The following is a 26,893-nucleotide window of genomic DNA, read 5'->3' as shown; positions in this document are numbered from 1 at the left end:
GGATTTTAAAATCCCAAAAGCCTTTCGACCCCAATTATTTGACTGCTACCCCTTGACAGGTCAAGACAGTATCTACAGAATTAGGATGTATTCACAAAAGACGATCTAACTAATAATAAATAACTAATAACTAATGACTGACATAAAATTTCTGCAACCAGGAGATTTGCTCAAAGTAATTGCCCCTAGTGGCACTTTGCGAGAATCAACTAACTTTGAAAAGGGTGTAGAAATTTGGAAATCTCGCGGCTATCGACTTGAATTAACACCGGGTTTTGACGATCGCTGGGGCTATTTGGCCGGTTCCGACGAAAACCGGGTCCGACAGTTGGCAGATGCCCTCAATGACCCGGATTGTCGCGGTATTCTCTGTGTTCGTGGCGGTTTCGGCAGCACTCGACTTTTGGAAAAAGGAAATGTGGGAAAGGCGGAAAATTCCCAAGTTCCAACTCCCGATTGCCATTCACCGAAATGGTTAATCGGCTTTTCAGATATTACTGCTTTGCTGTGGAATCAGGCTAAATTGGGCGTTTGGGGCGTTCACGGGCCGATGCTGACAACTTTGGGTGCTGAACCGGATTGGTCTGTCGATCGACTTTTTGACTGCATAGAAGGTCGTCCCTTACAATCTTTGCAAGGTAAAGGATGGGGCAGCGGACAAGCCACCGGCCGGCTGTTTCCGGCGAATCTGACGGTGGCTTCTCATTTGCTCGGAACCCCGTATCAACCGGATTTGACCGGGGCTATTCTCGCATTTGAGGATGTTTCCGAGGCTCCTTACAGGGTCGATCGAATGTTGACTTTGTGGCGGATGGCGGGGGCTTTCGCTGGGGTGCGGGGCATTGCTTTGGGGCGCTTCAGTCGTTGCGAGATTGACCCGAGTATTCCCAGTTTTAGCATTGAAGAGGTTTTGCGCGATCGGCTGGGGGACTTGAATATTCCGATTGTCTCGGATTTGCCCTTCGGCCACGAGGGGGTTAACGCTGCTTTACCGATGGGAATTATGGCGAGTCTCGACGCTGAATCGGGATTGCTGATTTGTGGCTATAAATCGCAACTTTAGATTAGAGATCAACGTCTATAACTTTAACTTGAGATTTTGCACCAGCTAAATAGCGGGGTTGGGTGAGGTTGACACGGTTGGCAGAAATTACATTTAAAATGGATTGTGTATGCAAATGTCGGCGCCAAGAAAGCAAAAAGATTTTAAATTTTTCCAGAGGTTGATATGAAAGCACACAACTTGTTAAACAGTATTGCTGCCGCAGTCCTAGTTACGGGATTGGCACTTACGGGGATTTCCTCTAGTGCGGTTGGCGAACAGATAGGGAATAACGATCGCATAGATGGAGTAATTCGCCGCACTTCCCCGATTTACCGTTTCCGAAATATGTGGGTTCCGGGATCTCCGACGGAAGAATTGCGCGGGCAAGAATACACATTCAACGCTCGGGAAGGCGATAACATTGAAGTGTTTTTAGACACAGATAGAAGTCGCGGTTTTACTCCCGTCATGGTGCTGTTTTACGGGAACAACAAACAAGTCGCTTTTACGCAAGACCGTTCTTTTAATTATCAAATTCCCCGTAGTGGCGATTACAAACTGTTAGTGTTAGCAAAAGATGCTGCCAGGGGCGGTAACTACACGCTGGAAGTTTCGGGAATTGATGGGGGGGACAGACGAGCTCGCAATTCGCGGGACGATTGGTACACGAGGCGAGATGACCATCAATATGACAGAGCACAGCTTCTGCAAGATGATTTTGGCTTGCGGTCGGTTGATTGTCGCGAGAGACGTTCTATGGTGAGAGTCAGGTTTGACGATGGTAATCAAGATTCAACTTACTGCGCTGTCCCGAATAGAAGGTTTCCGGCGGGAGATTATTACTACAATTCACGGACTAGAGATTTAGACTCCGCGAGGCGGAATGATAGTAGATTCGATGCGGACCGAGATCAATGTCGGGTAGTGGTGGGCGGAGTTTGTGTGACGAGGTAAGTAGGTCAAAGTGTAGGGCGGAATCAGAAACCCGGTTTCTACGAAGAAACCGGGTTTCTGAGCCTATACACAGGACTTATACAGTCCTTTATATACGAGTCGATCTGCGGCCATCGCCTCACTTTCTTTGGCAATGACAAAATACACATTTGTACACACAACTATTTTGTCAAAAAGGACGATCGCACAGTGGTAAGCTACCAAAGGCATTGAAATATCTAAGGTAGAGAAAAGTTAAAATGTCGGCATTAAATGAAGTTCCCTTGTTGTTGCGGGCAGCCCGCGGCGAAACCCTAGACCGCCCGCCCGTGTGGATGATGCGCCAAGCCGGCCGCTACATGAAGGCTTATCGAGATTTGCGAGAAAAGTATCCCTCGTTTCGCGAACGTTCCGAAATTCCCGAAGTTGCGATCGAAGTTTCCCTTCAGCCGTGGCGCGCGTTTCAACCCGACGGCGTAATCCTGTTTTCCGATATTGTCACCCCCATGCCCGGTTTGGGGATCGACATGGACATCGCCGAAGGTAAAGGCCCAATTATCCACGCACCCATCCGCACTCAGCAGCAAATCGACGCGCTGCAACCGCTGAACCCGGAAGAAAGCTTGCCGTTTATCAAAACCATCCTCAAATCCCTGCGCGAGGAAGTCGGCAACAAATCCACCGTGCTCGGTTTTGTGGGCGCGCCGTGGACGCTGGCGGCCTATGCCGTTGAGGGCAAAGGTTCTAAGGATTATGCCATCATCAAAAACATGGCATTTTCCGATCCAACTTTACTGCATCAGTTGCTGTCGAAATTCGCCGATGCGATCGCAGTTTACGTGCGCTATCAAATCGACTGCGGCGCGCAAGTCGTGCAAATGTTCGACTCCTGGGCCGGCCAACTGTCCCCGCAGGACTACGATACCTTCGCTCTACCTTACCAGAAACAAGTATTCGAGCAAGTCAAAAAAACCCATCCCGACACACCGCTAATTCTGTTAGTCACCGGTAGCGCCGGCCTCCTCGAACGCATGACAACATCCGGCGCTGATATCATCAGCGTCGATTGGACTGTTGATATGGCCGACGCGCGCAAGCGTTTGGGCCCGAATATGAACGTTCAAGGAAATCTCGATCCGGGCGTGTTGTTTGGTTCTCAACCGTTTATTCGCGATCGAATTCTTGATACAATTCGCAAAGCGGGCCCGCGCGGACACATCCTCAATTTGGGACACGGTGTATTACCGGGAACTCCTGAAGATAACGTGCGTTTCTTCTTTGAAACGGCAAAACAAGCGGACAAATTGCTTGCAGTTGCTGCTTAATTTGATTTCGATAGTAGAATTTGATCAAATCCGGTTAATTGCACCTGATCTTTGTAGAAATACGGCACTGGGCATTGCCGTGTCAACTTAACGTTAAACGTAGTATCGGTCTGCTGTCTGACGATTAGGGCTCGATCCCCTGGCGCCCCCCTTAATAAGGGGGGGCAGGAATCTTCTCAAAGTAAGGGGGATTTAGGGGGATCGAGACTCAGTTAAAAGCGAGATTTATCAGGGGTTTCAGTCTTACGTTGACACCAATGGGCAATGCCGTCTCCCTACCGTCGAAAAAGATTATATAATCGGAGCGAATCCGGTTAATTGCATCTGATATTGGTAGGGATACCGCAATGCCGTCTCCCTACCGTCGAAAAAACGTCAAATCCTCCCTCTTCCCCTGCGGCAAAATGAACTCCAAAAAAATTTTTGTGACGGGTGCAAGTGGCTGTATCGGTCACTACATGGCCGAAACTTTGATTCAAGAGACAAACCACGAACTTTACCTCTTAGTTCGCAACCCGGAAAAATTAAAATTTGACTGGAAAGCCCGCCCCGGCATCCATATAATACAAGGCGATATGCGAGATATCGATCGACACGCCGAACTTCTGCAAACAATTAATGTCGCAATTTTAGCGGCCACTGCTTGGGGAGGAACTCAAGAAGTGTTTGACGTTAACGTAACCAAAACTCTCGGGCTAATTCAACTACTTTCGCCACAGACTTGCCAGCAAGTAATTTATTTTTCAACAGCCAGCATTCTCGGTAGAGACAACAATTTGCTCAAAGAAGCCGGGGAACTGGGGACAGATTATATTAGCTCAAAATACAACTGCATGGTGCATTTGTCAGCCTTGACAAATGTGCCTCCCATTACTGCACTTTACCCGACATTAGTATTGGGAGGAGACGCTGAAAAACCCGTCTCTCACTTGTCATCTGGCTTGCCACTTGTCGCAAAATGGATTGGTTTGATTCGCTGGTTTAAGGCAGATGGCAGTTTTCACTTCATCCACGGCGCAGATATTGCTAAAGTAGTTAATTATTTAGTTGAACATCCGCCGGCTTCCGAGGAACCGCGACATTTTGTGCTAGGAAATCCGGCGATTACAGCTAATGAAGTGGTAGAACAAGCTTGCAAGTATTTGAATAAAAACATATTTTTTCGGATAACTCTGTCACCTTGGCTAGCGGATTTCTTTATTTGGCTGTTCCGAATTCAGGTGGCTGCTTGGGATAGATTTTGCATCAGCTACCGCCATTTTACCTATCAAAATCTGGTGAATCCCGAAAGCATAGGAATCCCGAGTTACTGCGGTACAGTTGCCGATATGTTAAGAACTAGCGGGATTCCGGGCAAAGATTCCAATTAGAAGGAAAAGGGAACAGGGAAGAGGGAATGTGTATCTTACGAGATATATGTAGGGTGCGCCGACGCGCATCTTACGAATAAGGTAAGTTTTTCCAGTTCTTTTTTGCCTTAATCCCATGCTTTTTAAATGCGATTATCGTCAATTAAGGGTCAAATACGATAAGATATCAGCATTTGCAAACTTGAACAGGGAACTGCAAGCTAAAAATTGCGCTCATATTTGTTTATCTTAGGGGGTGTGACCCCTCGCCAGATATTTGATCGAGTGCAAGATCGTAATTTTAGCCTTAACATGAAGTCTTGAGAGTCGATCGAACTCTCAAACACGCCAGCCCGATCGCAAGTTGTTTACTGATGTGAGGTTTAACATATAATGCGAGTTCTTCTAGTTTACCCGCTGTTTCCGAAAACATTTTGGTCTTACGAGAAAATCCTAGAATTAGTCGATCGTAAAGTGCTGCTGCCACCGCTGGGTTTGGTAACGGTAGCAGCTATTTTACCCCAAGAATGGGAATTTAAGTTAGTCGATCGCAATATCAGACAAATTACAGAAGCAGAATGGGAATGGGCAGAACTCGTTATTCTGTCCGCAATGATTGTTCAAAAAGAAGATTTGCTAGACATCATTCGCGAAGCAAAACGGCGCGGTAAATCCGTAGCTTGCGGCGGCCCCTACCCCACTTCCGTACCCGAAGAACCTCAAGCAGCGGGCATAGATTACCTGATTCTCGACGAAGGCGAAATCACCTTGCCGATGTTCGTCGAAGCAATACAACGGGGCGAAAAAAGCGGAATTTATCGATCGGACGGCGTGAAACCCGATGTTACCACAACCCCAGTTCCCCGCTTCGATTTGCTGGAATTAGACGCCTACGACTCGATGTCAATTCAATTTTCCAGAGGCTGTCCTTTCCAGTGCGAATTCTGCGATATCATCGTCCTCTACGGCCGCAAACCCCGCACCAAAACCCCCCAACAATTGATAGCAGAATTAGACTGTCTCTACAACTTGGGCTGGCGGCGCGGCGTGTTCATGGTAGACGACAACTTTATCGGCAACAAACGCAGCGTCAAACTGTTGCTAAAAGACTTACAAGTCTGGCAAGAAGAACACAAATTTCCATTTACTTTCAACACAGAAGCCTCCATCGATTTAGCCCAAGACCAAGAATTGATGGATATGATGGTAGCGTGCAATTTCAATGCAGTATTTCTAGGGATTGAAACTCCTGATGAAGAAAGCCTGCAAATGACGAAAAAATTCCAAAATACCCGCAATTCTCTGATAGAATCGGTAGAGTTAATTGCCAAATCCGGTTTGCGAGTAATGGCCGGATTCATCATCGGATTTGACGGGGAAAAACCCGGTGCCGGTCAGCGGATTGTCCAGTTTGCCGAAGCAGCCGCCATTCCGAGCACAACCTTTGGAATGCTGCAAGCTTTGCCGCACACTGCATTGTCCCACAGACTAGCAAAAGAAGGGCGGTTGCGCGACAAATCTGGCAACCTTAATCAGACTACTTTGATGAACTTTATTCCGACGCGGCCTCTCGAAGATATTGCCCGCGAATATGTCGAGGCATTCTGCGAAGTGTACGATGCTGAGAAATATTTAGACCGGACTTATCGCCATTTCTTAATGTTGGGTGCACCTACAGCAAATATACCTGCAAGAATTCCCAGTTGGATCGATTTGCGAGCACTGCTAACTGTGGTGTGGCGACAGGGAGTCAAGCGCAAAACTCGCTGGAAGTTTTGGCATCATTTGTTCAGCATTCTCAAGCGCAATCCTGCGGTTTGGGATCATTATTTAACAGTGTGTGCTCACAACGAGCATTTCCTGGAATACCGCCAGATTGTGCGCGATGAAATCGAAGCTCAATTAGCCGAGTTTTTGGCTAATGAGTCTCAAACAGTATATCAAGAACCTGTTGCTGTTGAGGAAAAGCAAGTGCAAGCGGTTTAGGGTTGGAGAATTCAACCGCAGATGAACGCAGGTAAACGCAGATGAATGTAAGATTGTCTGCGTTTATTTTGTTTTTAATCTCGTTTCCAGGTTCTGGCTGGAAATGTCATATCCTGCGGCTCTACCGCCTCTTGAGAGCAGGCGAGAGAGCCTCCCGAGAGATTCCCAGTTTCTGACTCAAAAGGTGAAATACTACTATTGGCCGCTGCACTTATTTCGGCAGATAGAGGCGCGATCGCCCGCAAATATGAAAATCTAATTACAAGATAAAAAATATCAAAATAGCGATCGCCCTCAACCCGCCATGCTAGGAACAAATCAACTCAGAACAGCCGCTCTCTTAGGACTCCTAAGCGGCCTTCTCGTTTTAGGAAGTTATTATTTAATCGGCAACGAGCAAGGACTTTACATCGGTTTAGCGCTAGCGGCTTTCTCAAGTTTTAGCTCTTGGTACTATTCCGACACGGCCGCGTTAATGGCTTACCGCGCTCAGCCGCTCGCCCGCAGCGAAGCTCCCGAACTCTACGATATGGTAGCCTCGCTGAGTGAAAAAGCAGAAATTCCGGTGCCGAAAATATTTCTAGTTCCCACTCAATCTCCCAACGCATTCGCCACAGGAAGAGACCCGGAACACGCGACAATAGCAGTTACTGAAGGGATAATCAAGCTGCTTTCGCGCGAAGAATTAGAAGGGGTTTTAGCACACGAACTCACGCACATCCGCAACCGCGATACCCTTACTCAAGCAGTTGCAGGCACAATTGCTGGGGCGATTACATTTGTCGGGCGAATTCTGACTTTTGGAGCGCTGTACGGCCCGGTAACGCGGGATAGCAGACAAGGCGCGAATCCGTTTGGTTTGCTGTTTTTAATCATTTTAGCGCCACTATCAGCAACCGTAATTCAATTGGCGATTTCTCGGACGCGGGAATTTGCAGCAGACAGCGGTGCGGTGGAAATTACCAATAACCCGATCGGCTTAGCAAACGCGCTGCAAAAATTGGAGAAACTGGGTCATGAAATTCCCATGCACGGCAATCCTGCGATGTCGCCGCTGCTGATTGTGAATCCTTTTTCGACTAAAGGTTTGCAGTCACTTTTCCGCACTCACCCGCCGACAGAGGATCGCATTCAACGCCTTTTGGAAATGGCGCAGCAGCAGCAAGGTACTCCAGTTATGGCTTACATAAACGGAGTTTGATCGCTCGAAAATGCAGCAACAATATGGAGAAACCCGGTGTTTTGAAGCAACCGGGTTTCTGTGTGTTTGTAACGAGCGCTGTATGGAGCGACTAATTAGATAGGTAGGGGCGATCGCTATTTCTGTAAACATTGCACAGTTTGGTATTTACTGTCAGGGGTGATGCCTCCACTCAAAGGATTACCCCACGCTCAGCAATTCATCCAGCTTGTTCTTTAAGTCCGGTCATGCTAGTAGCGGTCTATAAACTTCACCCTCATAGGGCTTCCAAACATATCCAAGACTGAACGATTGAAAAACCGAAGATGCTCCCGTTGCTTGCCAAACAGCTTCAGCTAAAACCAATCCAGGAAAAGCCCAGCCAGGCTCTTCAATCAATTCGCTGTAGGTTCTAAACTCATCTACTTCCATACCAACTAAAGCATACCGAAACGGTGGAGCAAACCGCAAACGCAGATACAGAAATCTACCTATTTCCGTCATTAAATAAGCACTTTCTGGAGTGTCAATGCCAATCTCACTGATGCCACTTGGACAAACTCGACACCACCAATTTTCTTCTATATCCTGAAAAATTTCTGCCCGGCATTGGGAAACTCTACCGTTTGAGAGCACGCAGAAAGTTTTATTGAAATATTGAGCAAATTGCTGTGCTTCCGATTGCTTTGTGCCACATTCAGCCGATAAGCTAAACACCCATACCATTGCTGTTCTCCCGTTGAGTAAATTAAACTATCAAACTTTCTCCCATTCGTTCTGTGTCTGGGCCAGGGCTGCTTCATATTTCTCTAAAAGCATTGTAGCGCTTGGCAAAATACTGACATGAGTTGGACTATCTTGCACAGCTTCAATATCTCCGACGATCTTGCTGTCGTCAATCTGCCAAAGAGGATCTTTTCCTGTTCCGCCAAATTTTGGGGGTTTGCGGGATGGTGGTAAGCCTTCGATAGAGAGGGATACAGACATTCCTTTTGTGTTTCTAATGGCTACAGTGACAGACTCCTCTGAAGACTTGCGCTCTGTTTCTGGTAGTAAATAACCTTGTTCATCCAACCAGTCTTTGGGGACTTGCTCAACATCAATGTCAGTACCGTGTCTGACTCCCAGTAGCCTCGCGCTGCGTCCCATTTTGGGTTTACCGTTTTCTTCTGCCATGCCTCGATAATAGAGTCTTGCCATTAGCCTTTTATCAGCCCAACTCGATCGCCAGACCAATCATAATGTAATTGCTGCATTGGTTTCATGCGATTGCTCTTCGTTTTTGCAGCTAATTCGTGAGATGTCAGTGCTAATTTATTTTGATTTGAGTATCAGGGAGAGCGCCCTGTGATTGCTCTCCCTCAATACGATTACTTGCGATCGCACAAACGCAGATTTGTCCGTTTGCCGTTGTCTGTTTAAGTCGGCTCATCGTGGATTACGATCACAAAACGCAGATGATTTGGAATCATCTGCGTTCATCTGCGGTTTAATTAAACCCTATTAAACTGAAGCCACAACCTTATCTAAAGGCCGCACTTGACGGAGGTATTCGCGAAGTGCGTCACCTTCCACCACCTCAGTTTCCAACAGTTTCTGCGTAATTGTTTCCAACAACTCTCGATTTGCTTTGAGAATATCCACAGCTTGCTGATGTGCAGTTTCGACAATTTCCTTCACTTCTTGGTCGATCGCCTCAGCGGTCTGAGCACTGACAGCGCGGCGGGCATTTCCCATACCGTCATTGAGGAACATTGCTTGTTGACCTCGATCGTAAGCTAGAGGCCCCAAAACCTTACTCATCCCGTAAGTTGTCACCATCCGTTCAGCTAGATCGGTCGCCCTTTGCAAGTCATTTGAAGCGCCAGTAGTAATGCTACCAAACACGACTTCCTCAGCCGATCGCCCGCCCAACAAAGTCGCAATTTGACCCCGCAATTCCGATTCATCCAACAAGAAACGGTCTTCAGTCGGTACTTGCAACGTGTAACCCAGTGCAGCCATACCGCGCGGGACGATCGAGATTTTTGACACTTCGCCGCCGCCAGTCATCGCAGCACCCACCATCGCATGCCCGACTTCGTGGTAAGCCACAATCTTTTTCTCTTTTTCGTTGAGCACCCGGCTTTTCTTTTCCAAGCCAGCGACAACGCGCTCAAACGCCTCATAAAAGTCTTCCTGAGCTACAGTTAGGCGCTTGTTCCGAGCAGCTAGCAAGGCAGCTTCATTGACCAAATTTGCCAAATCTGCGCCCGAAAAACCGGGGGTGCGAGTGGCGACCGCCTTCAAGTCAATATCCGGGCCCAACTTCACTTTTTGAGAGTGAATGTTCAAAATTGCTTCGCGGCCGGATAAATCCGGGCGATCGACTAAAACTTGGCGATCGAAACGGCCAGGGCGCAACAAAGCAGCATCCAAACTTTCTGGGCGGTTAGTTGCAGCCAGCACAATTACCGTAGTATTGCCCGCCGCAAAACCATCCATTTCAGTTAACAGTTGATTGAGAGTTTGTTCGCGTTCGTCATTCCCACCGAAGCTAGCGTTACTGCTGCGGGATTTGCCGATGGCGTCCAATTCATCAATGAAAATAATACAAGGAGCCTGTTTCTTAGCCTGCTCAAATAAATCTCTAACTCTTGCAGAACCAACACCTACAAACAGTTCCACAAACTCCGAACCGGAGATGCTAAAAAACGGCACGCCAGCTTCACCAGCCACTGCTTTAGCTAACAGAGTTTTGCCAGTTCCCGGAGGCCCGACTAACAACACGCCTTTCGGAATTCGCGCGCCAATTGCCGTAAATCTGTCAGGAGTTTTCAGGAATTCAACAACTTCGACTAATTCAGTTTTAGCCTCTTCTACTCCAGCCACATCAGCAAAAGTAATTTTCGCCGATTCGCCTTCTACATAGACCTTAGCTTTGCTTTTGCCGAGCGAGAGCGCACCCTGTGGCCCGCCACCCTGCCTGTTCATGAAAAATTGAAAAATCGCCACAAAAATCAGCGGCGGAACTACCCAGCTTAAAACACTGCCGATCCAGCCATTTTTAGCAGGCGGAGTAGCCGCAAATTCAACGCCTTTTTCTTGCAAAAGTTTAGGCAGTTCCAGGTCAAAAATTGGCGTAGTTGACAGGACTTGACCGGGTTTGTCACCTTCGCCTTTGAGTTGGTAGCGAATTTCATTTTGGCCTACCGAAGCTCGGACTACATCTTGTTCTTGTACTTGATGGACGAACAAGCTGTAAGGCACTTGCGGAATTTGGGGACCGAACAAATTCGGTAAAAAGATATTCGCCAGCAAAAACAAACTTGAGAGCAATAACAAGACATTGCTAATTTGTCGAAAACGAGGTGTTTGGGGCTGGTCTTTAATAGCCATTGATAACTGTCATCCTTTGATTTAAAGCAGTTTTATTCATCTATTTTCTCATTAACTACGCAGACAATGTTAAGCGGATTTCCTCACTTTATCGGGTGGGTTAACCCGCTAGCACGGATTTGCTATTATTAACAATGCTTTTTTTACTAACCGCGAAGACGCTAAGCACACGAAGGAAGAGAAGAGGGGTATTGTATGTAGGGTGCGCCGAAGAACACCGACTATTTATGCAGCTTCTGGGTTTAATTGAATCATTTCCCAAGTAGTATAAGTGCCGATCGCACCCCAAATCGCGTAAGGCAAAAGTAACAAAGCGGCCGTTTGAGAAATCGGCAAAACAGCCAACGCCAGCACAACTCCCAAAATCTCGCCAGCCCCTCCCAAAATCGTCCCTACTTTGAGACTTTTGGCTCTGAGAGTAGCAGGAATATAAGCAACTGTTACAATTTCTAAAAGCAAGTACAAAGCCATCAACAGCCAAGTTTTAAGGCTCCCTGGCTCCTGTTCCCACACGAAAGTAGCGCTGCCTGCCCCGCAAGCAAAAATTACCGTCCAAATTAACGGGATAGCAGGCTCAAAAAACATCCAATCCGGTCTTTGAAGTTTGACAGCCCAGTTAATATCGCGGAGTTTAAAAAACAGAGTACCAAACGCGACTGAGAAAGTCACGCCGCCGATAATCATCCAAGATTCGATCATGGTTTTCAACTTTCAAATTGCTCGATCGCTCATTAAGTCGATCGTGCCAACTCCCAGCCGAACTTAGATCCGCCTTTAGTAATAACTTTTGTAAAGCCCTATGCAATTATTCCTAACCGCCAGACAAATTCTTAGCAAACTCTTCGCGTCCAGACACCAAATTAGCTGGAACGCCGTTAGGGTAATTTTGCGCGATTAAAGCTTGCAACTTTTGAACTCGGTTTTCGGGGTTTGGGTGAGAACTCAAAAACTCCGGCGGCGCTTCGCCCTTCCTAGCAGCACCGAGAATTTGCATTACCTCAACAATACCTCTCGGATCGTAACCCGCCTCCGTCATAAACCGAAAACCGAGCCGATCGCTCTCAAGTTCATCCGATCTACCGTACCGTAAACCGACCACTTGATTGACAGCTTGAGCAATTAATGCAGCCTGCTGGCCCCCACCGCGATCGTCGCTAGTAGCCACCCCAACCGCCGTTACCAAAGCCCTGCCCAACTGCTGTTTTGCCAAGTGTTCCGCAGCGTGGCGCGCCACAACGTGACCGCTCTCGTGCCCCAGTACAGCAGCCAACTGAGCCTCGGAATTCAGCCGCCGCAGCAGCCCCGCCGTAATGAAAACTTGTCCCCCCGGTAAAGCAAAAGCATTGACAGTTTCGGGGTCTCGCAGCAGGTGGAATTCAAACGGATAACCCGCTTGTTTCGCGGCCGAACCGTTGACAACTCGTTCTCCTACTCGATCGACATACTGCTGAATACTCTGGCTGGGATAAAGCCCCCCATACTTGGCGGCCATTTGATCTCGCGCCTGCAATCCCAAAACTACCTCTTGGCGGGGAGAAAGCTGCACCCGCTGTCTCTCTCCAGTTACCGGATTTTGTACGTCGTTTGTAAAATAGGTGATTGCTCCAAAAAATGCCATTAATAGCCCGATCGCAGCTCGAAATAAAAATTTATTCACAGGCTTTCTACCTAAAAAGTTTAGCGAGTAGACTACCAGGCTGACAGCTAACTCGACATCTGTCTGAAGTATTAATAATGGAATATTGTTATAGTTTTTTTGGATCATTGGCTAAGAAGGTTTTTTTTAAACGAACCGCCTAAGCGCTAGGACACGAAGGAAGAGAAGAAGTGAAGAAGGTTATAGTTATTAAATCGGTTAAATCTGTTGAAGCTATTACACAATCAGTTGCCGAACTTCCTTCGTAATATGTTCCAAGCTACTCGCCGCCGCCTCGCTATTTGGTACACAGCCGTTACTGCTGTATTGTTACTTGTATTCGCCACTGGTTTCTATTTCTACGTCCGCAATACTTTGATCGATCGCATTGATGACACTCTCAATCATGTTGTAGAAGTAATAGAGCGAACTCTCGTTATCGAACCGCTAACTTTTCCCAATACCACAGATAAAATTAAATTGCAAGTTAATATTCAAGCGAGTTTTCGAGATAGCACCGATGCAGTAGAAGACGACCACATTGATTTAGAATGGTTCAGTCCTACGGGTGAATTGCTGTGGTCTACATTATCGGAACCGCTGAATATTCCCATTCACGCTAACCGTACCGGCGAAACAGTTTGGATAATTAATAATAAGTTACAGTCCGATCAAAACTATTCCCTCAGACAAGTAACGCAGCGAGTACAAAGCGGCCGCCAAGTTCTGGGATATTTGCGAGTCAGCCATCCTTGGTTTGAAGTGACAAAACCCATCCGCCAATTAATTCTCGATTTGATTTTGGGCGCGAGTTTAACTCTAATTTGCGTTGCAGCTATTGGCTGGCTGCTGTCGGGATTGGCTATGAAACCTGTGCGGGAATCTTACGGGCGTCTCAAACAGTTTACTGCTGATGCTTCTCACGAACTCAGAAATCCGATCGCCACTATTCAAACTAACGTCCAAGTAGCTTTGGCGGAACCGGATATCGAACCGCAGCAGCATCAACAGCTACAAGTTATCGAACGTCTCACGCGCCGTTTGGGGCGCTTGGTTGACGATTTGCTGTTTTTAGCCAGACAAGATAGCGGTATCGTGCAGCAGCAGTGGATTGAGGTTCCTCTCGATGCTTTGCTGATGGAGGTAATTGAAGAACAACAGGCGATCGCCACTACCCAAAATCTCTCTCTTTCTTTGGAAATTGTCGATCTGCCCAACGCTGAGGACAACTTTACACTGTTGGGCGACTGGGATCAACTAGCCCGACTTTTTACCAATCTCGTCAGCAACGCGGTGCAGTACACCCCCTCTGGCGGTCAAATTCAAGTAGAATTGGAGGTGGCAGCTAAAAACAAAAGAAATTCGCCAATGTTACATCCAGCGCTGCAAATAAAAGTAACAGACACCGGCATCGGAATTTCCGCAGAAGCCCTGCCGCATTTATTCGATCGATTCTACCGCGCAGACCCCGCCCGCACCCACCGCAGCGCCGCTGGTTCCGGTTTAGGATTAGCCATCGCCAAAGCAATTGTCGAAAATCACCGCGGCCAAATCCGCATTGACAGCCAAGTCGAGCGAGGTACCGCCGTTACCGTCACCCTCCCCGCCCACAAATCAGAACAATTCCGTCTTTAAAACTTCCCCTCTTCCTCTCTTCCTCTCTTCCTCTGCGGTTTAAAAAAAATCTACCCCTCAAACCGTTATTCTTCCTACCTCGTGTCCAAACCCAGCTATTAAAATTCATTTCCGCCATAGATTAACATAAACGTTGTTGGAAAACCTCGATCGAACTTGTGAGGAGTTATTTATGTTTCGCCACAATCTACCGTTAAAAAAAATCAGCTTGCTAGCAGCCACCTGCGGAGGTTTACTCGTTAGTCTCGCAACACTTTCCCAAGCCGGCGGCCCACCGCCCCAACAAGGAAAACCCGTTTCCCAACCCGCAGAGACTCCCGCAGCCACTGAAGAGCCCGTCAGTGAACCAACTCCGGCTGCGAGTCCGGGCCTCAGCGGGATGCCATCTACACCCACAGATGCGCCTCCCCGCTTCCCAATGCCCAGTGCGCGAGTTACGCCTGCCGAAGGCGGGATAGTAATTAAACTGGTGAATACCACCAATGCTGTCATCAATTATCAAATCGTAGGCGTTACCCAGCCGCGCACTCTGGGCGAACAATCAGAAATTTTGCTTCAAGCCCTCCCAGTGCCAATCACCCTCACTTACCAGCGCCCAGACGGCGGATTGCTGCTGGTTCGCCCCCAAGTAACCGCGATGCCGGGAATGTTGCAAGTCAGTTTCGGCGCGACAACTGAGGTGGCCGCTGATACAAAATCGCTGGAAATTCAGGAAGATGGCAAGGTAATTTTGAATTAGGTTAATTGGTTGACGGTTGACGGTTGATGGTTGACTGTTACCATTCGTGTCAACTTAAGACTAAAATCCATAATAAATATCGTTTATAGTTGAGTTTCGCTCCCCCCTAACCCCCCTTAATAAGGGAGAGACAAGAGTATTCTTACGTCCCCTCTAACTCCCATTAATAAAGGGGGAAGAGCATTCAAAGTCCCCCTTCTTAAGGGGGATGCGAGGGGGATCGAAACTTCGATACAAACGAGATATACACAGGGTTTTAGTATTATGTTGACACCGCTGGGCTGTTACTAATTCCCTATTTCCCATTCCAAATTCCCAGTCAACCGTCAATCGCCGAGTAACAACGGAGGTAACTTAGTAAAAGGTAAATCCTCGTTGATTGCATCAATTTCTTCCTGTTCTCTTTCGTTGATTTGACCGATATAAGACTTGAGAATTTGGGCCAGACGGTTGTTATAAAATCGGTGCAAACTATAATTGGGCGTAGCTGGAAAGCCGCGCCGTTTTTTGTGCCGTCCGCCGGCACCGGGATCGAAGCTTTGGATGCCCCGATCGATCGCCCATTCGATCGGCGTATAGTAACAAGCATCGAAGTGCAAACAGTCTATTTCTTGCAAACTGCCCCAATAACGCCCGTACAGTCGATCGCCCTTATACAAACAAAAAGACATACCCACCGGCTGTCTCTCATCTTCCTTGTCGTAGGCGGCTACAAATAAAACTCGATCGCGATAATTGTGGTGCAACTGTTCAAAAAATCGCTTAGTCAGATACTTGCTTCCCCACCAACCAAATTTGTCGCAAGTATTCTCATAAAAAGCATACATTTGAGCAAACATAGCTTGGGGAATTTCATCGCCAGTCAGCGTTTTTACCAACAAACCAGCTTGGTCAACTGCTTTGCGTTCGCGTTTGATATTGCGGCGCTGGTTGGCATTAAATGCGCCTAAATAATTGTCAAAATTTTGATAGCCTTGATTTTGCCAAATATAGCTGTGGTGCAGCCAACTGCTGAAACCGTGGCGTTCCATTCTTTCGCGCCATTCTGGATCGACATAAAGGAAATTGCAACCGGAGATATTGTGGCGATCGCAAAAATGGTCGATCGCGCTTACCATTACTCCGGTTAACTCGTCTTCATCTTCCCCCTCGGCAATCAAAAACCGATAGCCTTCAGCCGGAGTAAACGGCGTCATGCCCATCAATTTGGGATAATATTGAACACCCAAACGTTGAGCTAAATCTGCCCACTGATTATCGAATACAAATTCCCCGTAACTGTGACTTTTGACATAAAGTGGCGCGCAAGCAATCAACTGTTTGTCTCGCCACACAGTCAAGTGATGCGGTAGCCAACCGGTTTTACCTGTCGCACTGCCGGAGACTTCGAGATTGTTCAGCCAATCCCATTCCAGAAAAGGAGTTTTTAGTGGCATCGCCAAGGCATCCCACGACGCTTGCGGGATTTCGCCTATTTTGCTAATCCAGGCTACAGAATATTCAGGTTTTGGCTGTTTCAGCATAGGGAGATTTGAGCGTAGAGCGATCGAACTTCATTTAAGTTAATACAATTATTCGATCGCTGGGAAAGCTGAATGGCAACTGGTGTCAACTGAACCTTGAAACCTGACAAATGTCGCTTTTGTCCGAAACCCGATCCCCCTAAATCCCCCTTAAGAAGGGGGACTTTGAGCGCCTCCGGTTCCCCCCTTGTTAAGGGGGGCTAGGGGGGATCGGAGGGCTTAATCGTCAAACCCTAGTCTCGGAGTACGTTTGAGCTTCAGTTAGTTCGATCGACCCGATAATGCAAAAATACCTCTTGTCCCACCTGTTTAAGCGCCAAAAGCTCCAATTTCGGCGCTACATCCGCCAAAAAACCCTCTCCCTCAACAGCCGTCGGTGCATCAGCGCCGCCCAAAATTAACGGACACACCGTCAGCCAAAGTTCGTCTACCAAGCCTGCAGCCAGCACAGACGCTACCAGTTTTCCCCCGCCCAGAATCGCCAAGCGTTTGATACCGAAGCTTGCTAGCTGTGGAAACGCATCAATCCAATCAATCTCTCCACCTGCGGTTTTCGCATAGATAATTCGATCGAACTTACTGTTTGTCATCGGGTAGGGAGATGGCAATGCCGTGTGCCTACTGTCTTGCCCCGTCAGCAGCCACCGAGGTACCGGTTGCTGGAAAAATCGCAAGTTGGGGTCAAATTGGGGCGATCGCGAACACACAATTTGCACCGGTTGTGGGGGCTTCCGTTGCTGTTCCCTCTGTTTGACCAATTCCGGCGAAATCACTCTCATCGTCGTCCCATAAGCCTGTAAAGTGCCGTTGCCGAACAAAACGGCGTCACTTGCTGCTACTTGCTGTTCGAGGTGGGCTTTGTCGTTGGCAGAACCGAATCTCGCGGGCGATCGTACTGCATCTGCTATTTTACCGTCAGCACTGATCGCGAGTATTACTGTTGCGTGAAGTCCAGTCATTACTTATCAGAATTTCGCAGAACATTTAACTGTAGCAATTCACAACTATTTGTAAAGTTTGTTTTCAACTCGCTCGGACTGGTTTTATTTGACGGATAATGTGGGTTTATTTATTTTGCAACCCCAGCGATCGCCCTACCAAAGTATTTACTTTTCTTTACAAACAGCAGACAAAAAACGGCGTGGGAGGTAAAAAATTCGTTGCAGACTTTAAATGCGCCGCGCGATCGACTAGAGTAAAAAAAATGGCTTGATCCGTTTATTCATCGCAAAGGAAAAAAAGCTCATGGTTCAACGCGGTTCAACAGTCCGGATTCTCCGCAAAGAATCCTACTGGTATCAAGAAGTGGGCACCGTTGCTACGGTAGACCAAAGCGGCATTAAATACCCAGTTATCGTTCGCTTTAACACCGTAAATTATGCAGGCGTCAACACCAACAACTACGCCGAAAGCGAATTAGTGGAAGTGGCAGCACCCAAAGCAAAAGCGAAAACAGCGACTGCTGTAGCCTCCGGCGGCAAACAAACCACGCTCGACGAGAAAACTCGGAAAACCGGCAGCGGAGGAGCCCCCTCGCAGCCGAAAACTTCGACGGACAGCAAACCCGGCGCCGAAGTGCCCGGTACCGTCGAAGGTTCGCCTCAAGGTCAAGGAACAGAACAGCGCTAATTGTGCCAGAACTGCCAGAAGTTGAAACTATTTGCCGGGGTTTGAATCAAGCAACCCTCGATCGAGAAATGTTGGGCGGGGAGGTGTTGTTAAACAGCACGATCGCCCGCTCAATATCTGCGACCGATTTTTTGACAAAACTCAAAGGAAAGTCGATCGCCCGCTGGTACAGACGCGGCAAATACCTCCTGGCAGAACTATCTCAATTCCCAGAAGGAGAAAGAGAGAAACGGAAAGGGGGAGAATTTAGGGATCGAACTCCAAGCTCTTCCCCTCTTCCTTCTTCCTTCCTCCTTCCTTCAAAAGCCGGCTGGTTGGGCGTTCACCTGCGGATGACCGGACAACTGCTGTGGGTGAACAGATCCGAACCCCTGCAAAAACACGCGCGAGTGCGGCTATTCTTTGAAGGAAACCAAGAATTGCGGTTTGTAGACCAGCGCACCTTCGGGCAAATGTGGTACGTGCCTGAAGAAACCGAGGTTTCCAGCACAGTTATCGGTCTGAAACTCTTAGGCCCCGAACCGTTTTCAGACGAGTTTACAACAGAATATTTGGCCCGCAAGCTGCACCGGCGGGCGCGACCCATAAAAACAGCTTTGCTAGACCAGTCACTGATAGCTGGTTTGGGCAATATTTACGCAGACGAAACTTTGTTTTTGTCGGGAGTGATGCCCACAACTCTGTGCGCGGATTTGACGGCAGAGCAAATTGGGCGCATCCATACAGCTATTATTCAAGTTTTACAGAAGGCGATCGCATCCGGCGGCACCACTTTTAGCAATTTTCTCAACGTCCAAGGTGTCAACGGCAACTACGGCGGCGTCGCTTGGGTGTACAATCGCGCCGGTCAACCCTGTCGCACTTGCTCCACAACCATCGAACGTATAAAATTAGCAGGGCGATCGACTCATTTTTGCCCCATTTGTCAGACATAGGAAGCAGTCAATGGATTTTAGGCTTTAGATTTTAGATTTTAGATTTACCCCACGAATCGCACCCCTTTATTCCTTAGTCCGCGTAGGCGGACTTCGTTTGTTTAGTAGCGATTTCAATCCCAGAGTGACTTTCAAGCCAAATCTAGATTAAAATTTGTATAGTTTTTTAAACTAAACAAAGCAAGTTATGGCAATCAAGAAAGGCAGTATAGTTCGCGCTGTACGCGAAAAATTGGAAAACAGTGTAGAAGCCAAAGCCAGCGACCAGCGCTTTTCCTCGTATATATTTGAAACAAAGGGCGAAGTGATGGATGTTCGAGGCGACTATGCCTTCGTCAAATTTGGCAAAGTTCCCACTCCCAATATTTGGCTGCGGGTAGATCAACTCGAAGATTTTAAGTAAGTCACCAAAACTAAACATCACGGCTCTTAATGTAGCGAAGGGTGCACACCGCGCACCTTTCCCCAATTAAGCTGATTGCTAAAATCTAAAATCTAAAATCTAAAATCCAATGAATTCTCCATCAAACCGCGTATCAATTATTGGTGCAGGCAAAGTGGGCAGTACCTTAGCCCAGCGAATTGCTGAGAAAAATCTGGCAGATGTAGTATTGCTAGATATTGTGGAGGGTTGGCCGCAGGGCGTTGCTTTAGATTTGATGGAAGCCAGGGGAGTGGAACGCCACGATCGCCAAATTGTCGGTACAAATGATTATACAGATACAGCCAACTCAAATATCATAGTAATTGCCGCCGGAATTCCGCGCAAACCCGGTATCAATCGGGAAGATTTAATTAAAATTAATGCTCGAATTGTCACGGAAGCATCAAAACAGGCGATCGAGCATTCTCCCGAAGCAATCTTAATCGTAATCACAAATCCCCTAGATATCATGACTTATTTAGCATGGGAAGCTGTGGATTTGCCCAAACACCGAGTCATGGGTATGGGGGGAGTTCTCGACTCCGCCCGCTTTCAAACTTTTATTGCCATGGAATTGGGCGTTTCAAATGCTGAAATTAATGCAACTGTCATCGGTTCTCATGGCGATTTGATGGTTCCTTTGCCACGCTATTCTACTGTCAACGGTATTCCCATTAATCAACTTATGGATGCTGGGGCGATCGATCGAATCGTACAGCGAACTCGCCACGGTGGCGCAGAAATTGTCGGATTGATGAAGATTAGTAGTGCTTATTTTGCACCCGCATCTTCTGCCTGTTTGATGGTAGAATCAATCTTACTCAATCAGTCACGACTGTTGCCTTGCTCCGTTTATTTGCACGGCGAATACGGCGTGCAAGATATATGTTTGGGAGTTCCGTGTCGTTTGGGAGATCAGGGAGTCGAACAGGTAGTGGAACTCGAACTCAGCGATAGGGAAAGAGCAGCCTTTATCGAGTCGGGCAAAGTGGTTGCCCAAAATATTGAGGAAGCGAAGGCAATATTGAAAACTGCTTCTTAAGCTTGTAGCAGTTCGGCGATCGCAGCAGCCCGCTCGCCACTTCAATATAATAATTTATATTGAGTATGACAGGGCGATCGGTCTCTCGAAAGTGCGCTTCTCGGATTTTAACTGCGCTTTGGTAAATATCATGGATATGCTTGTGAGGCTGTATTTCACAAGCAGAGAAATGGCAGAAAGGAACCGATCGATAAACATAAAATTTACTCTCAAAAATTTGGTAAGAACGCAAAAATTGGCAAAAGCATTTGAACTTGGTCTGCGCGACAATACCATCAGAGTTTCTCTAGAAATTAAAGCAAAAACCTGCCATCTTTTCTTTACGACTAAACCAACAGCAGAAGCAGTCGGTTTTCGTTTATCTCTCCCTCGCGAGCCGATTGCCCAACTACACGGTGGCACTTTAAGCTAAAAAGTGAAATATGAGTTTATACGAAATTTATCATTACTTTGCCCCCACTTTAATCGTCGCGATCGCCCTTTCTATTGATCCAGCTTGAAATACCTTTACTTTACCCAAAAATGTGATACCCTAAATATTTGTATTATTTAAAATTTTTACACTTGTCAAAAATCACAAAAATCCGGCAAACAGTCTCCGCGCGTGCGAAGCTATCGAACGCGCGTTCGGGGCCGTTGCGGTAGGAAATCGTCTTTGAGTTGAGCCAATTTAACCATAGCCTGCAACTACCTTAACTGTTTGACCGAAAACTAACCTCTGATTCGGTGAATTTTAATCATTAAAAAATTTTCTATTCATTACATAAAAAAATGAGAATGCAAGGGAAAATATCTCAAACCTCTGGTTACCCTAAAGGCTGTAAAAAATCTAATTTAGTAGAGATAAATCAAGCATTACTTAAAGCTATAGAAAAGGGGACGATCTAAGTTTAAACAAATTTTAATAGAGGCGAACCCAACAGGATATTCGCTCGCCAAAACAAAGAAATCCTTGCTAGAGTTTTCGGTAATAATAAAAAGGTGACAATTGCAACCGAAGGCGAGCCAAAAAATGTCAAAATTAGTCAGAGATGCTCCTGCCGATCGCGCAATGGAACCGGGTTTGTTCGTTCCACTTTCGGAGCTTCCCTGACTTAATTACGTTAAAAAAACCGAGTTTATGTGTAAATTTGCTTAGCATTATTCTCAATAATTGACAACTTATGACGTAGCAATTTCTGCCTTTTTTCAGTAAATGTACGGAACCTACTATGCTCGATTGATTTCCCAATCTAGAAAAAATACGGAAATGCAGCCTGAGTAGCTGCTAAGTGGTAGCAGAAGGAGGAAAATATGTCCTTTGCCTTTTTGAGTTACCAGACTCAAGTTGCAGAGCGCTATTGAGATGCCATCAACCTCGATACCAAACGGCAAAATAACTAAAGAAAAAGCATTATGTTTCATGAATACCTGTATCACGAAGTAACCAACCTGCGCGAGAAACTAGCTCACCTAGAAAGACAAACGCAGTCTCAAACCTGGTTCAAAAAGCTGCAAGCGCTGATGGGAGTTATTAGCAAAATTCGTGAATCCCTAGACTTAGAAACAATATTCAAAATCACAGCCACCGAAGTTCGGCAACTCCTAAATGCCGATCGAGTCATCATCTACCGCTTTCTTCCCGAATCCGAATGGAACGAGGGCGAAGTAGTCTCCGAAGACGTACTTCCCCTATACAGCCCATCTTTGGGAGCAAGAGTCCGCGACTACTGCTTCGGCGAACAATTTGCAGCCAACTACGCCCAAGGTTACGTTCAAGCTGTCACGGACATCTACAAAGCCCGGTTAAACCCGTGCCACGTCAAAATCCTCAAGCGGTTTCAAATCCGAGCCAACTTAGTCGTACCGCTGCTGCAAGGGCAACACCTGTGGGGATTGCTGTGCATTCACTCCTGCGGTCAACCCCGCCAGTGGCAAGAAGACGAAATCGAATTTGCAAGACAAGTAGGAGACCATTTAGCACTTGCCATCTACCAAGCCGAACTGCACTTGCAAACCCAGAGGCAAATAGCAGAAATCGAATCCGCGCAGCAGAAACTCCGCGACAGCGAGCAAAAATATCACCAAATTCTCGATTCGATCGGCGATATGGTATTAGTCAAAGGCCCCAAATCCAAAATTGTTTGGGCAAATCAAGCATTCCGCGACTATTACGGCATGACTGAAGAGAAACTTCAAGGCATCGTAGACGCACCTTTCGCCGATCCCGACAATACTCTCCAGTACATCAAAGATGACGCCTTCGTTTTTGAAACTGGACAGACTTTGCACATTTCCGAAGAACCGGTGACGCGCTACGACGGAGAAGTGCGACTGTTCAGCACCGTCAAAACACCCATCCGCAATCAAGACGGCCAAGTTGCAATGACTGTCGGCGTCTCCCGCGACATGACGGAACGCAAACAAGCAGAAGAAGCCGTCAAAGCCAGCGAAACCAAATACCGCAGCCTGGTAGAAACATCCCAAGACATGATTTGGTCGGTAGATGCTTCAGGATGTTACACCTTCGTCAACCCAGCAGTTAAGTATATCTACGGTTACGAACCAGAAGAAATGATCGGTCGGCCGTTCTCAGACTTTGTGACACCAGAACAAAGCCTGAAAGATTTAGAAGTTTTCGCCCGCCTGATGGTCGGAGAATCAATTTTCCAGTACGAAACCACCCAAATCGCCAAAGACGGCAGCATGAAACATTTAATGTTTAACGCCATTGCCCTCTACGACGAAACCGGAAACTTCCTCGGCACCACCGGTACAGCAACCGACATTACCGATCGCAAGCGAGCAGAAGCAGCCTTACAACACGCCAACGCAGAACTAGAGCGCAGAGTAGAAGCACGCACGGCAGAACTGCGCCAGACTTTTGCCGCCCTCACGGCCAGCGAAGCCAGGTTCCGGACCATCGCCGGCACCATCCCCGGAGCTCTGTTCCAGTTTTGCAACCGGGACGGAGTTTGGCAAGTTGACTACGTTAGCGATCGCATCTTCGATCTCACGGGCGTTACAGCAGCAGAAATGACGCGAGACTTAAATACATTCATTTCTCGCATCCACCCCGAAGACTCGGAAAGCCACCTCGCTTCCGTCAACGAAGCCGTAGAAAACCTTTGTCCCTGGCACTACGAAGGGCGGTTAGTCAAGCCCGACGGTGAGATTCGCTGGTGGCAGGGCGACTCTATGCCCACCCGCAGCGAGAACGGCGAAATAATATTTTGCGGCGTTTTGCTCGACATTACCGATCGCAAAGTTGCCGAAACCGCCATCCGCAACAGCCAGCGACAGCTCAAAGAAGCCCAGAGACTCGCCCATGTCGGCAATTGGGAACTTGACGCAGCCACCGAAACCCTCACTTGGTCGGAAGAACTTTTCCGCATCTTCGGGCTCGAACCGGCCCCCATCGCGCCCAACATAGCCGAACAGGTAGCTCTGATTCATCCAGAAGATTTGCAACTGTGGCAAACTCAAGTGCAGCAGGGACTCGCAACAGGCATCCCTTTTGAGTTTGACTTTCGCCTTTACCGTCCCGACGGCACGCTGCGACACGTGAACGCTCTGGGCAAAGCCGAAACCGATTTGAACGGCAAGGTGGTAAAACTATTCGGCACGGCGATCGATATTACCGATCGCAAAGCGGCCGAAGCAGCACTGCGGCAAGCAGCAGTCGAGCTAGAAGACAGAGTGAGCGATCGCACGGCCGAACTTTCCCAAGCAGTCACGCAATTAGAACAAGAAATTGGCGATCGCAAACAGGCAGAAGCAGCGCTACAAGTTTCCGAGCAAAACTTGAGAACCATATTTAACAATGTCTACGATGCTATCTTGATTCACGATTTAGAAGGAAATATTCTCGATTTCAATAATCGAATGTTAGAAATGTACGGAGTTACTCCAGAACAAGCAACAAAATTATCAATTAAAAAGGACTATTCAAGTGGCGACAATCCCATTGAACAAATGGGAGAACTTTGGGAAAGAGTATTAGCCGGCGAAACAGGTCGCGTGGAATGGAAAGCGAGGCGTCCCAAGGACGGTTCAACTTTTGATGCAGAAATTGCCCTATCCAGAATTCATCTCAACGGTAATCTCAGCATCATTGCCAACGTCCGAGATATTAGCGATCGCAAACAGGCAGAAGCAGAACTCCTACACGCCCAGCAGTTTATGGAGTCCGTACTCAAAACCATACCCGTAGGAGTGGTTGCCAAGGATGCCCAAGAACTGCGATTTGTACTGTGGAACCCAGCAGCCGAAGAGTTGCTCGGTTTCAGTGCACCAGAAGTGATTGGCAAAAATGATTACGACTTTTTCCCAACAGAACAAGCTGATTTTTTCACCGCCAAAGACCGGGAAGTGCTCAACAACGGGCAAATTGTAGAAATCGCCGAAGAAGAGGTTGAAACGAGGCAGGGAGAAACGCGGATATTTCATACCAAGAAAACAGCAATACTCGATGCTGATGGCAAACCGCAATATCTATTAGCTGTCACCGAAGACATTACCGATCGCAAGCGGGGAGAAATTGCCTTGAGGCGATCGGAAGCCCGACTCAGACAGCAGGCCGAGCGAGAAAAATTGCTCAACAACCTCACGACTCAAATCCGCAATTCCCTCGATTTCGACAGCATTATTGCTGTCGCCGTCCAAGAAATCCGGGCTTTCATGCAGATCGATCGTTGCAACTTTAGCTGGTATCGCTGCGACGGGGAGGAACCTTTCTGGGAAATTATTAAAGAATCTCGCCTCCCCCAACTTCCGGATTTAACAGGTCGCTATCAAGCTTCTGACTTCGGTGCTTTAGGAAAAACTGTCTTGCGTCTAGAAACGCTGCAAGTTGATGATGTCGGATCAATCGCAGACCCTGTTTGGAGAAAGGCTCTTAGTTCTATGAGCTACCAATCTATATTGGCAATTCCGATGCAGGCACTTTCGGGAGTTGTGGGTGTTGTTACCTGCTCCCACTCTACTTCTATGCGGCATTGGAGCGACAGCGAAGTAGAATTATTGCAAGCCGTTACAGTTCAATTGGCGATCGCTCTCAACCAAGCCGATCTTTACGCCCAAACTCGCAATAAAGCTCTCGAATTAGAGCAAACATTGCAGAAATTAACCAGCACTCAATCGCAGTTAATTCAAAATGAAAAAATGTCATCTCTCGGTCAACTCGTGGCAGGAGTCGCCCACGAAATCAACAACCCAGTTAACTTTATTTACGGCAATCTCACCCACGCGAACGACTATACTCAAGACTTGCTTCACCTAATCGAACTTTACCAAAATCACTATCCCGCTCCCGTCCCGGAAATTCAAGAGAAAGTAGACAATATTGAACTCGAATTTTTGATGGAAGACTTGCCAAAGTTGCTTTCTTCAATGAAAGTCGGTGCAGACAGAATTCAGCAAATTGTTGCTTCTCTCCGCACATTTTCCCGCATGGACGAAGCGGAAAAGAAAGCAGTCAACATCCACGACGGCATAGATAGCACCCTGATGATTTTGCAGCACCGGCTCAAAGCTAAACACAATCATCCAGAAATTCAAGTGATTAAAGAATACGCTCAACTTCCCTTAGTAGAATGTTATGCCGGACAGTTAAATCAAGTGTTTATGAACATCTTGAGCAATGCTTTGGATGCTTTGGAAGAACGGGATCAGCGCCGTTCTGCTGAGGAGATGCGGCAACAGCCGAGCCACATCCGCATCCGCACTGAAATATCGCCAGCGGGCAAGGTAATCATTCGGATTTCTGACAACGGGCCGGGCATACCGGAGACAGTCGGCACTCGGCTTTTTGACCCGTTTTTTACCACTAAACCTGTGGGTAAAGGCACTGGGATGGGCTTGTCGATTAGCTATCAAATTGTTACAGACAGACACAACGGGTCGCTCAAATGCACTTCTTTTCCGGGACAGGGTACAGAATTGACGATCGAGATTCCCCTCAAAGCTAATTGTTAATGGGGAATTGGTAAGTTGTAATTGGCAATTGGCAATTGCAAAAGCGTTACTGTGCGTCAGTTTGGTAATTTTAAACCATCTCAAATCCGGTAGCATCGTCTTGATAAAATCCAGTCAATAGTCAACAATCACCGACGGGGCAACCGGAATTAATCTAATTCATCTGCGTTAATCTGTGT

Annotated in this window: 22 protein-coding genes; 14 read left to right on the top strand and 8 right to left on the bottom strand. The window is 47.3% G+C overall.

The window, feature by feature from the left end:
• Window positions 1-133: 133 nt before the first annotated feature.
• Together QUA27_RS15980 and QUA27_RS15975 are read left to right on the top strand one after the other, a co-directional pair.
• Complete coding sequence (locus tag QUA27_RS15980) at window positions 134-1,063, top strand: S66 peptidase family protein (RefSeq protein WP_333069020.1); 930 nt, start codon at window positions 134-136, stop codon at window positions 1,061-1,063.
• A gap of 165 nt (window positions 1,064-1,228) precedes the next feature.
• Window positions 1,229-1,999, top strand: a complete 771-nt coding sequence (locus tag QUA27_RS15975; RefSeq protein WP_333069019.1) for a hypothetical protein — start codon at window positions 1,229-1,231, stop codon at window positions 1,997-1,999.
• 63 nt (window positions 2,000-2,062) lie between these two features.
• On the opposite strand, the gene QUA27_RS15970 is transcribed toward QUA27_RS15975, so the two are convergent.
• Window positions 2,063-2,209 carry a hypothetical protein gene (locus QUA27_RS15970; protein ID WP_333069017.1) on the bottom strand — a complete coding sequence of 49 codons (147 nt, stop codon included), beginning with the start codon at window positions 2,207-2,209 and terminating at the stop codon, window positions 2,063-2,065.
• Window positions 2,210-2,238: 29 nt separating this feature from the next.
• On the opposite strand from QUA27_RS15970, the gene hemE reads away from it, so the two are divergent.
• From hemE to QUA27_RS15950, 4 genes are all read left to right on the top strand, one after another.
• The gene (hemE, locus tag QUA27_RS15965) at window positions 2,239-3,303 is read left to right on the top strand and encodes a uroporphyrinogen decarboxylase (protein ID WP_333069016.1); all 1,065 of its coding nucleotides are present in this window, start codon (window positions 2,239-2,241) and stop codon (window positions 3,301-3,303) included.
• Window positions 3,304-3,707: 404 nt separating this feature from the next.
• Entirely contained in the window at window positions 3,708-4,673 is a 966-nt protein-coding gene (locus QUA27_RS15960) for an NAD-dependent epimerase/dehydratase family protein (protein ID WP_333069015.1), read from the top strand.
• A gap of 372 nt (window positions 4,674-5,045) precedes the next feature.
• Complete coding sequence (locus QUA27_RS15955; RefSeq protein WP_333069014.1) at window positions 5,046-6,638, top strand: B12-binding domain-containing radical SAM protein; 1,593 nt, start codon at window positions 5,046-5,048, stop codon at window positions 6,636-6,638.
• Window positions 6,639-6,942: 304 nt separating this feature from the next.
• Window positions 6,943-7,839: a M48 family metalloprotease gene (locus QUA27_RS15950; protein ID WP_333069013.1), complete on the top strand. Its 897-nt coding sequence runs from the start codon at window positions 6,943-6,945 to the stop codon at window positions 7,837-7,839.
• Window positions 7,840-8,064: 225 nt separating this feature from the next.
• Here the strand turns inward: QUA27_RS15950 and QUA27_RS15945 are convergent, their stop codons facing one another.
• The 5 genes from QUA27_RS15945 to QUA27_RS15925 form a co-directional block, all read right to left on the bottom strand.
• A complete protein-coding gene (locus tag QUA27_RS15945) occupies window positions 8,065-8,544 on the bottom strand; it encodes a hypothetical protein (protein ID WP_333069012.1) in 480 nt (159 codons plus the stop codon).
• Window positions 8,545-8,574: 30 nt separating this feature from the next.
• Window positions 8,575-9,018, bottom strand: coding sequence for a Tse2 family ADP-ribosyltransferase toxin (locus tag QUA27_RS15940; protein ID WP_333069011.1), 444 nt, complete (start codon window positions 9,016-9,018; stop codon window positions 8,575-8,577).
• Between the two features lie 303 nt (window positions 9,019-9,321).
• The gene (gene ftsH4, locus QUA27_RS15935) at window positions 9,322-11,196 is read right to left on the bottom strand and encodes an ATP-dependent zinc metalloprotease FtsH4 (protein WP_333069010.1); all 1,875 of its coding nucleotides are present in this window, start codon (window positions 11,194-11,196) and stop codon (window positions 9,322-9,324) included.
• A 225-nt stretch (window positions 11,197-11,421) separates the two neighbouring features.
• Window positions 11,422-11,895 (bottom strand): TspO/MBR family protein, encoded by a 474-nt coding sequence (locus tag QUA27_RS15930; RefSeq protein WP_333069009.1) that lies wholly within the window; start codon window positions 11,893-11,895, stop codon window positions 11,422-11,424.
• A gap of 112 nt (window positions 11,896-12,007) precedes the next feature.
• Window positions 12,008-12,961 carry a M48 family metalloprotease gene (locus QUA27_RS15925; RefSeq protein ID WP_510175262.1) on the bottom strand — a complete coding sequence of 318 codons (954 nt, stop codon included), beginning with the start codon at window positions 12,959-12,961 and terminating at the stop codon, window positions 12,008-12,010.
• A 141-nt stretch (window positions 12,962-13,102) separates the two neighbouring features.
• On the opposite strand from QUA27_RS15925, the gene QUA27_RS15920 reads away from it, so the two are divergent.
• Both QUA27_RS15920 and QUA27_RS15915 read left to right on the top strand, forming a co-directional pair.
• Window positions 13,103-14,467 (top strand): sensor histidine kinase, encoded by a 1,365-nt coding sequence (locus QUA27_RS15920; protein ID WP_333069008.1) that lies wholly within the window; start codon window positions 13,103-13,105, stop codon window positions 14,465-14,467.
• A gap of 172 nt (window positions 14,468-14,639) precedes the next feature.
• On the top strand, window positions 14,640-15,206 hold the full coding sequence (locus tag QUA27_RS15915; RefSeq protein ID WP_333069007.1) for a hypothetical protein: 567 nt from the start codon (window positions 14,640-14,642) through the stop codon (window positions 15,204-15,206).
• A 326-nt stretch (window positions 15,207-15,532) separates the two neighbouring features.
• On the opposite strand, the gene QUA27_RS15910 is transcribed toward QUA27_RS15915, so the two are convergent.
• Window positions 15,533-16,729 carry a GNAT family N-acetyltransferase gene (locus tag QUA27_RS15910; protein WP_333069006.1) on the bottom strand — a complete coding sequence of 399 codons (1,197 nt, stop codon included), beginning with the start codon at window positions 16,727-16,729 and terminating at the stop codon, window positions 15,533-15,535.
• A gap of 257 nt (window positions 16,730-16,986) precedes the next feature.
• The gene (locus QUA27_RS15905; RefSeq protein ID WP_333069005.1) at window positions 16,987-17,688 is read right to left on the bottom strand and encodes a RibD family protein; all 702 of its coding nucleotides are present in this window, start codon (window positions 17,686-17,688) and stop codon (window positions 16,987-16,989) included.
• A gap of 286 nt (window positions 17,689-17,974) precedes the next feature.
• Between QUA27_RS15905 and QUA27_RS15900 the strand changes: the two genes are divergently transcribed.
• From QUA27_RS15900 to QUA27_RS15875, 6 genes are all read left to right on the top strand, one after another.
• Complete coding sequence (locus QUA27_RS15900; RefSeq protein WP_333037683.1) at window positions 17,975-18,358, top strand: photosystem I reaction center subunit IV; 384 nt, start codon at window positions 17,975-17,977, stop codon at window positions 18,356-18,358.
• 2 nt (window positions 18,359-18,360) lie between these two features.
• The gene (locus tag QUA27_RS15895) at window positions 18,361-19,293 is read left to right on the top strand and encodes a DNA-formamidopyrimidine glycosylase (protein WP_333069004.1); all 933 of its coding nucleotides are present in this window, start codon (window positions 18,361-18,363) and stop codon (window positions 19,291-19,293) included.
• 187 nt (window positions 19,294-19,480) lie between these two features.
• Window positions 19,481-19,696 carry an NAD(P)H-quinone oxidoreductase subunit O gene (locus QUA27_RS15890; protein WP_333069003.1) on the top strand — a complete coding sequence of 72 codons (216 nt, stop codon included), beginning with the start codon at window positions 19,481-19,483 and terminating at the stop codon, window positions 19,694-19,696.
• A 109-nt stretch (window positions 19,697-19,805) separates the two neighbouring features.
• Window positions 19,806-20,759 carry a malate dehydrogenase gene (gene mdh, locus QUA27_RS15885; protein ID WP_333069002.1) on the top strand — a complete coding sequence of 318 codons (954 nt, stop codon included), beginning with the start codon at window positions 19,806-19,808 and terminating at the stop codon, window positions 20,757-20,759.
• 169 nt (window positions 20,760-20,928) lie between these two features.
• Window positions 20,929-21,171 carry an ATP-binding protein gene (locus QUA27_RS15880; protein ID WP_333069001.1) on the top strand — a complete coding sequence of 81 codons (243 nt, stop codon included), beginning with the start codon at window positions 20,929-20,931 and terminating at the stop codon, window positions 21,169-21,171.
• Between the two features lie 983 nt (window positions 21,172-22,154).
• Complete coding sequence (locus QUA27_RS15875; protein WP_333069000.1) at window positions 22,155-26,714, top strand: PAS domain S-box protein; 4,560 nt, start codon at window positions 22,155-22,157, stop codon at window positions 26,712-26,714.
• Window positions 26,715-26,893: the final 179 nt, after the last annotated feature.

The organism is Microcoleus harperi Pol14_C6 (assembly GCF_036701295.1).
Classification (GTDB): Bacteria; Cyanobacteriota; Cyanobacteriia; order Cyanobacteriales; family Microcoleaceae; genus Microcoleus.
This window is presented reverse-complemented; position numbering and strand designations above follow the sequence as displayed.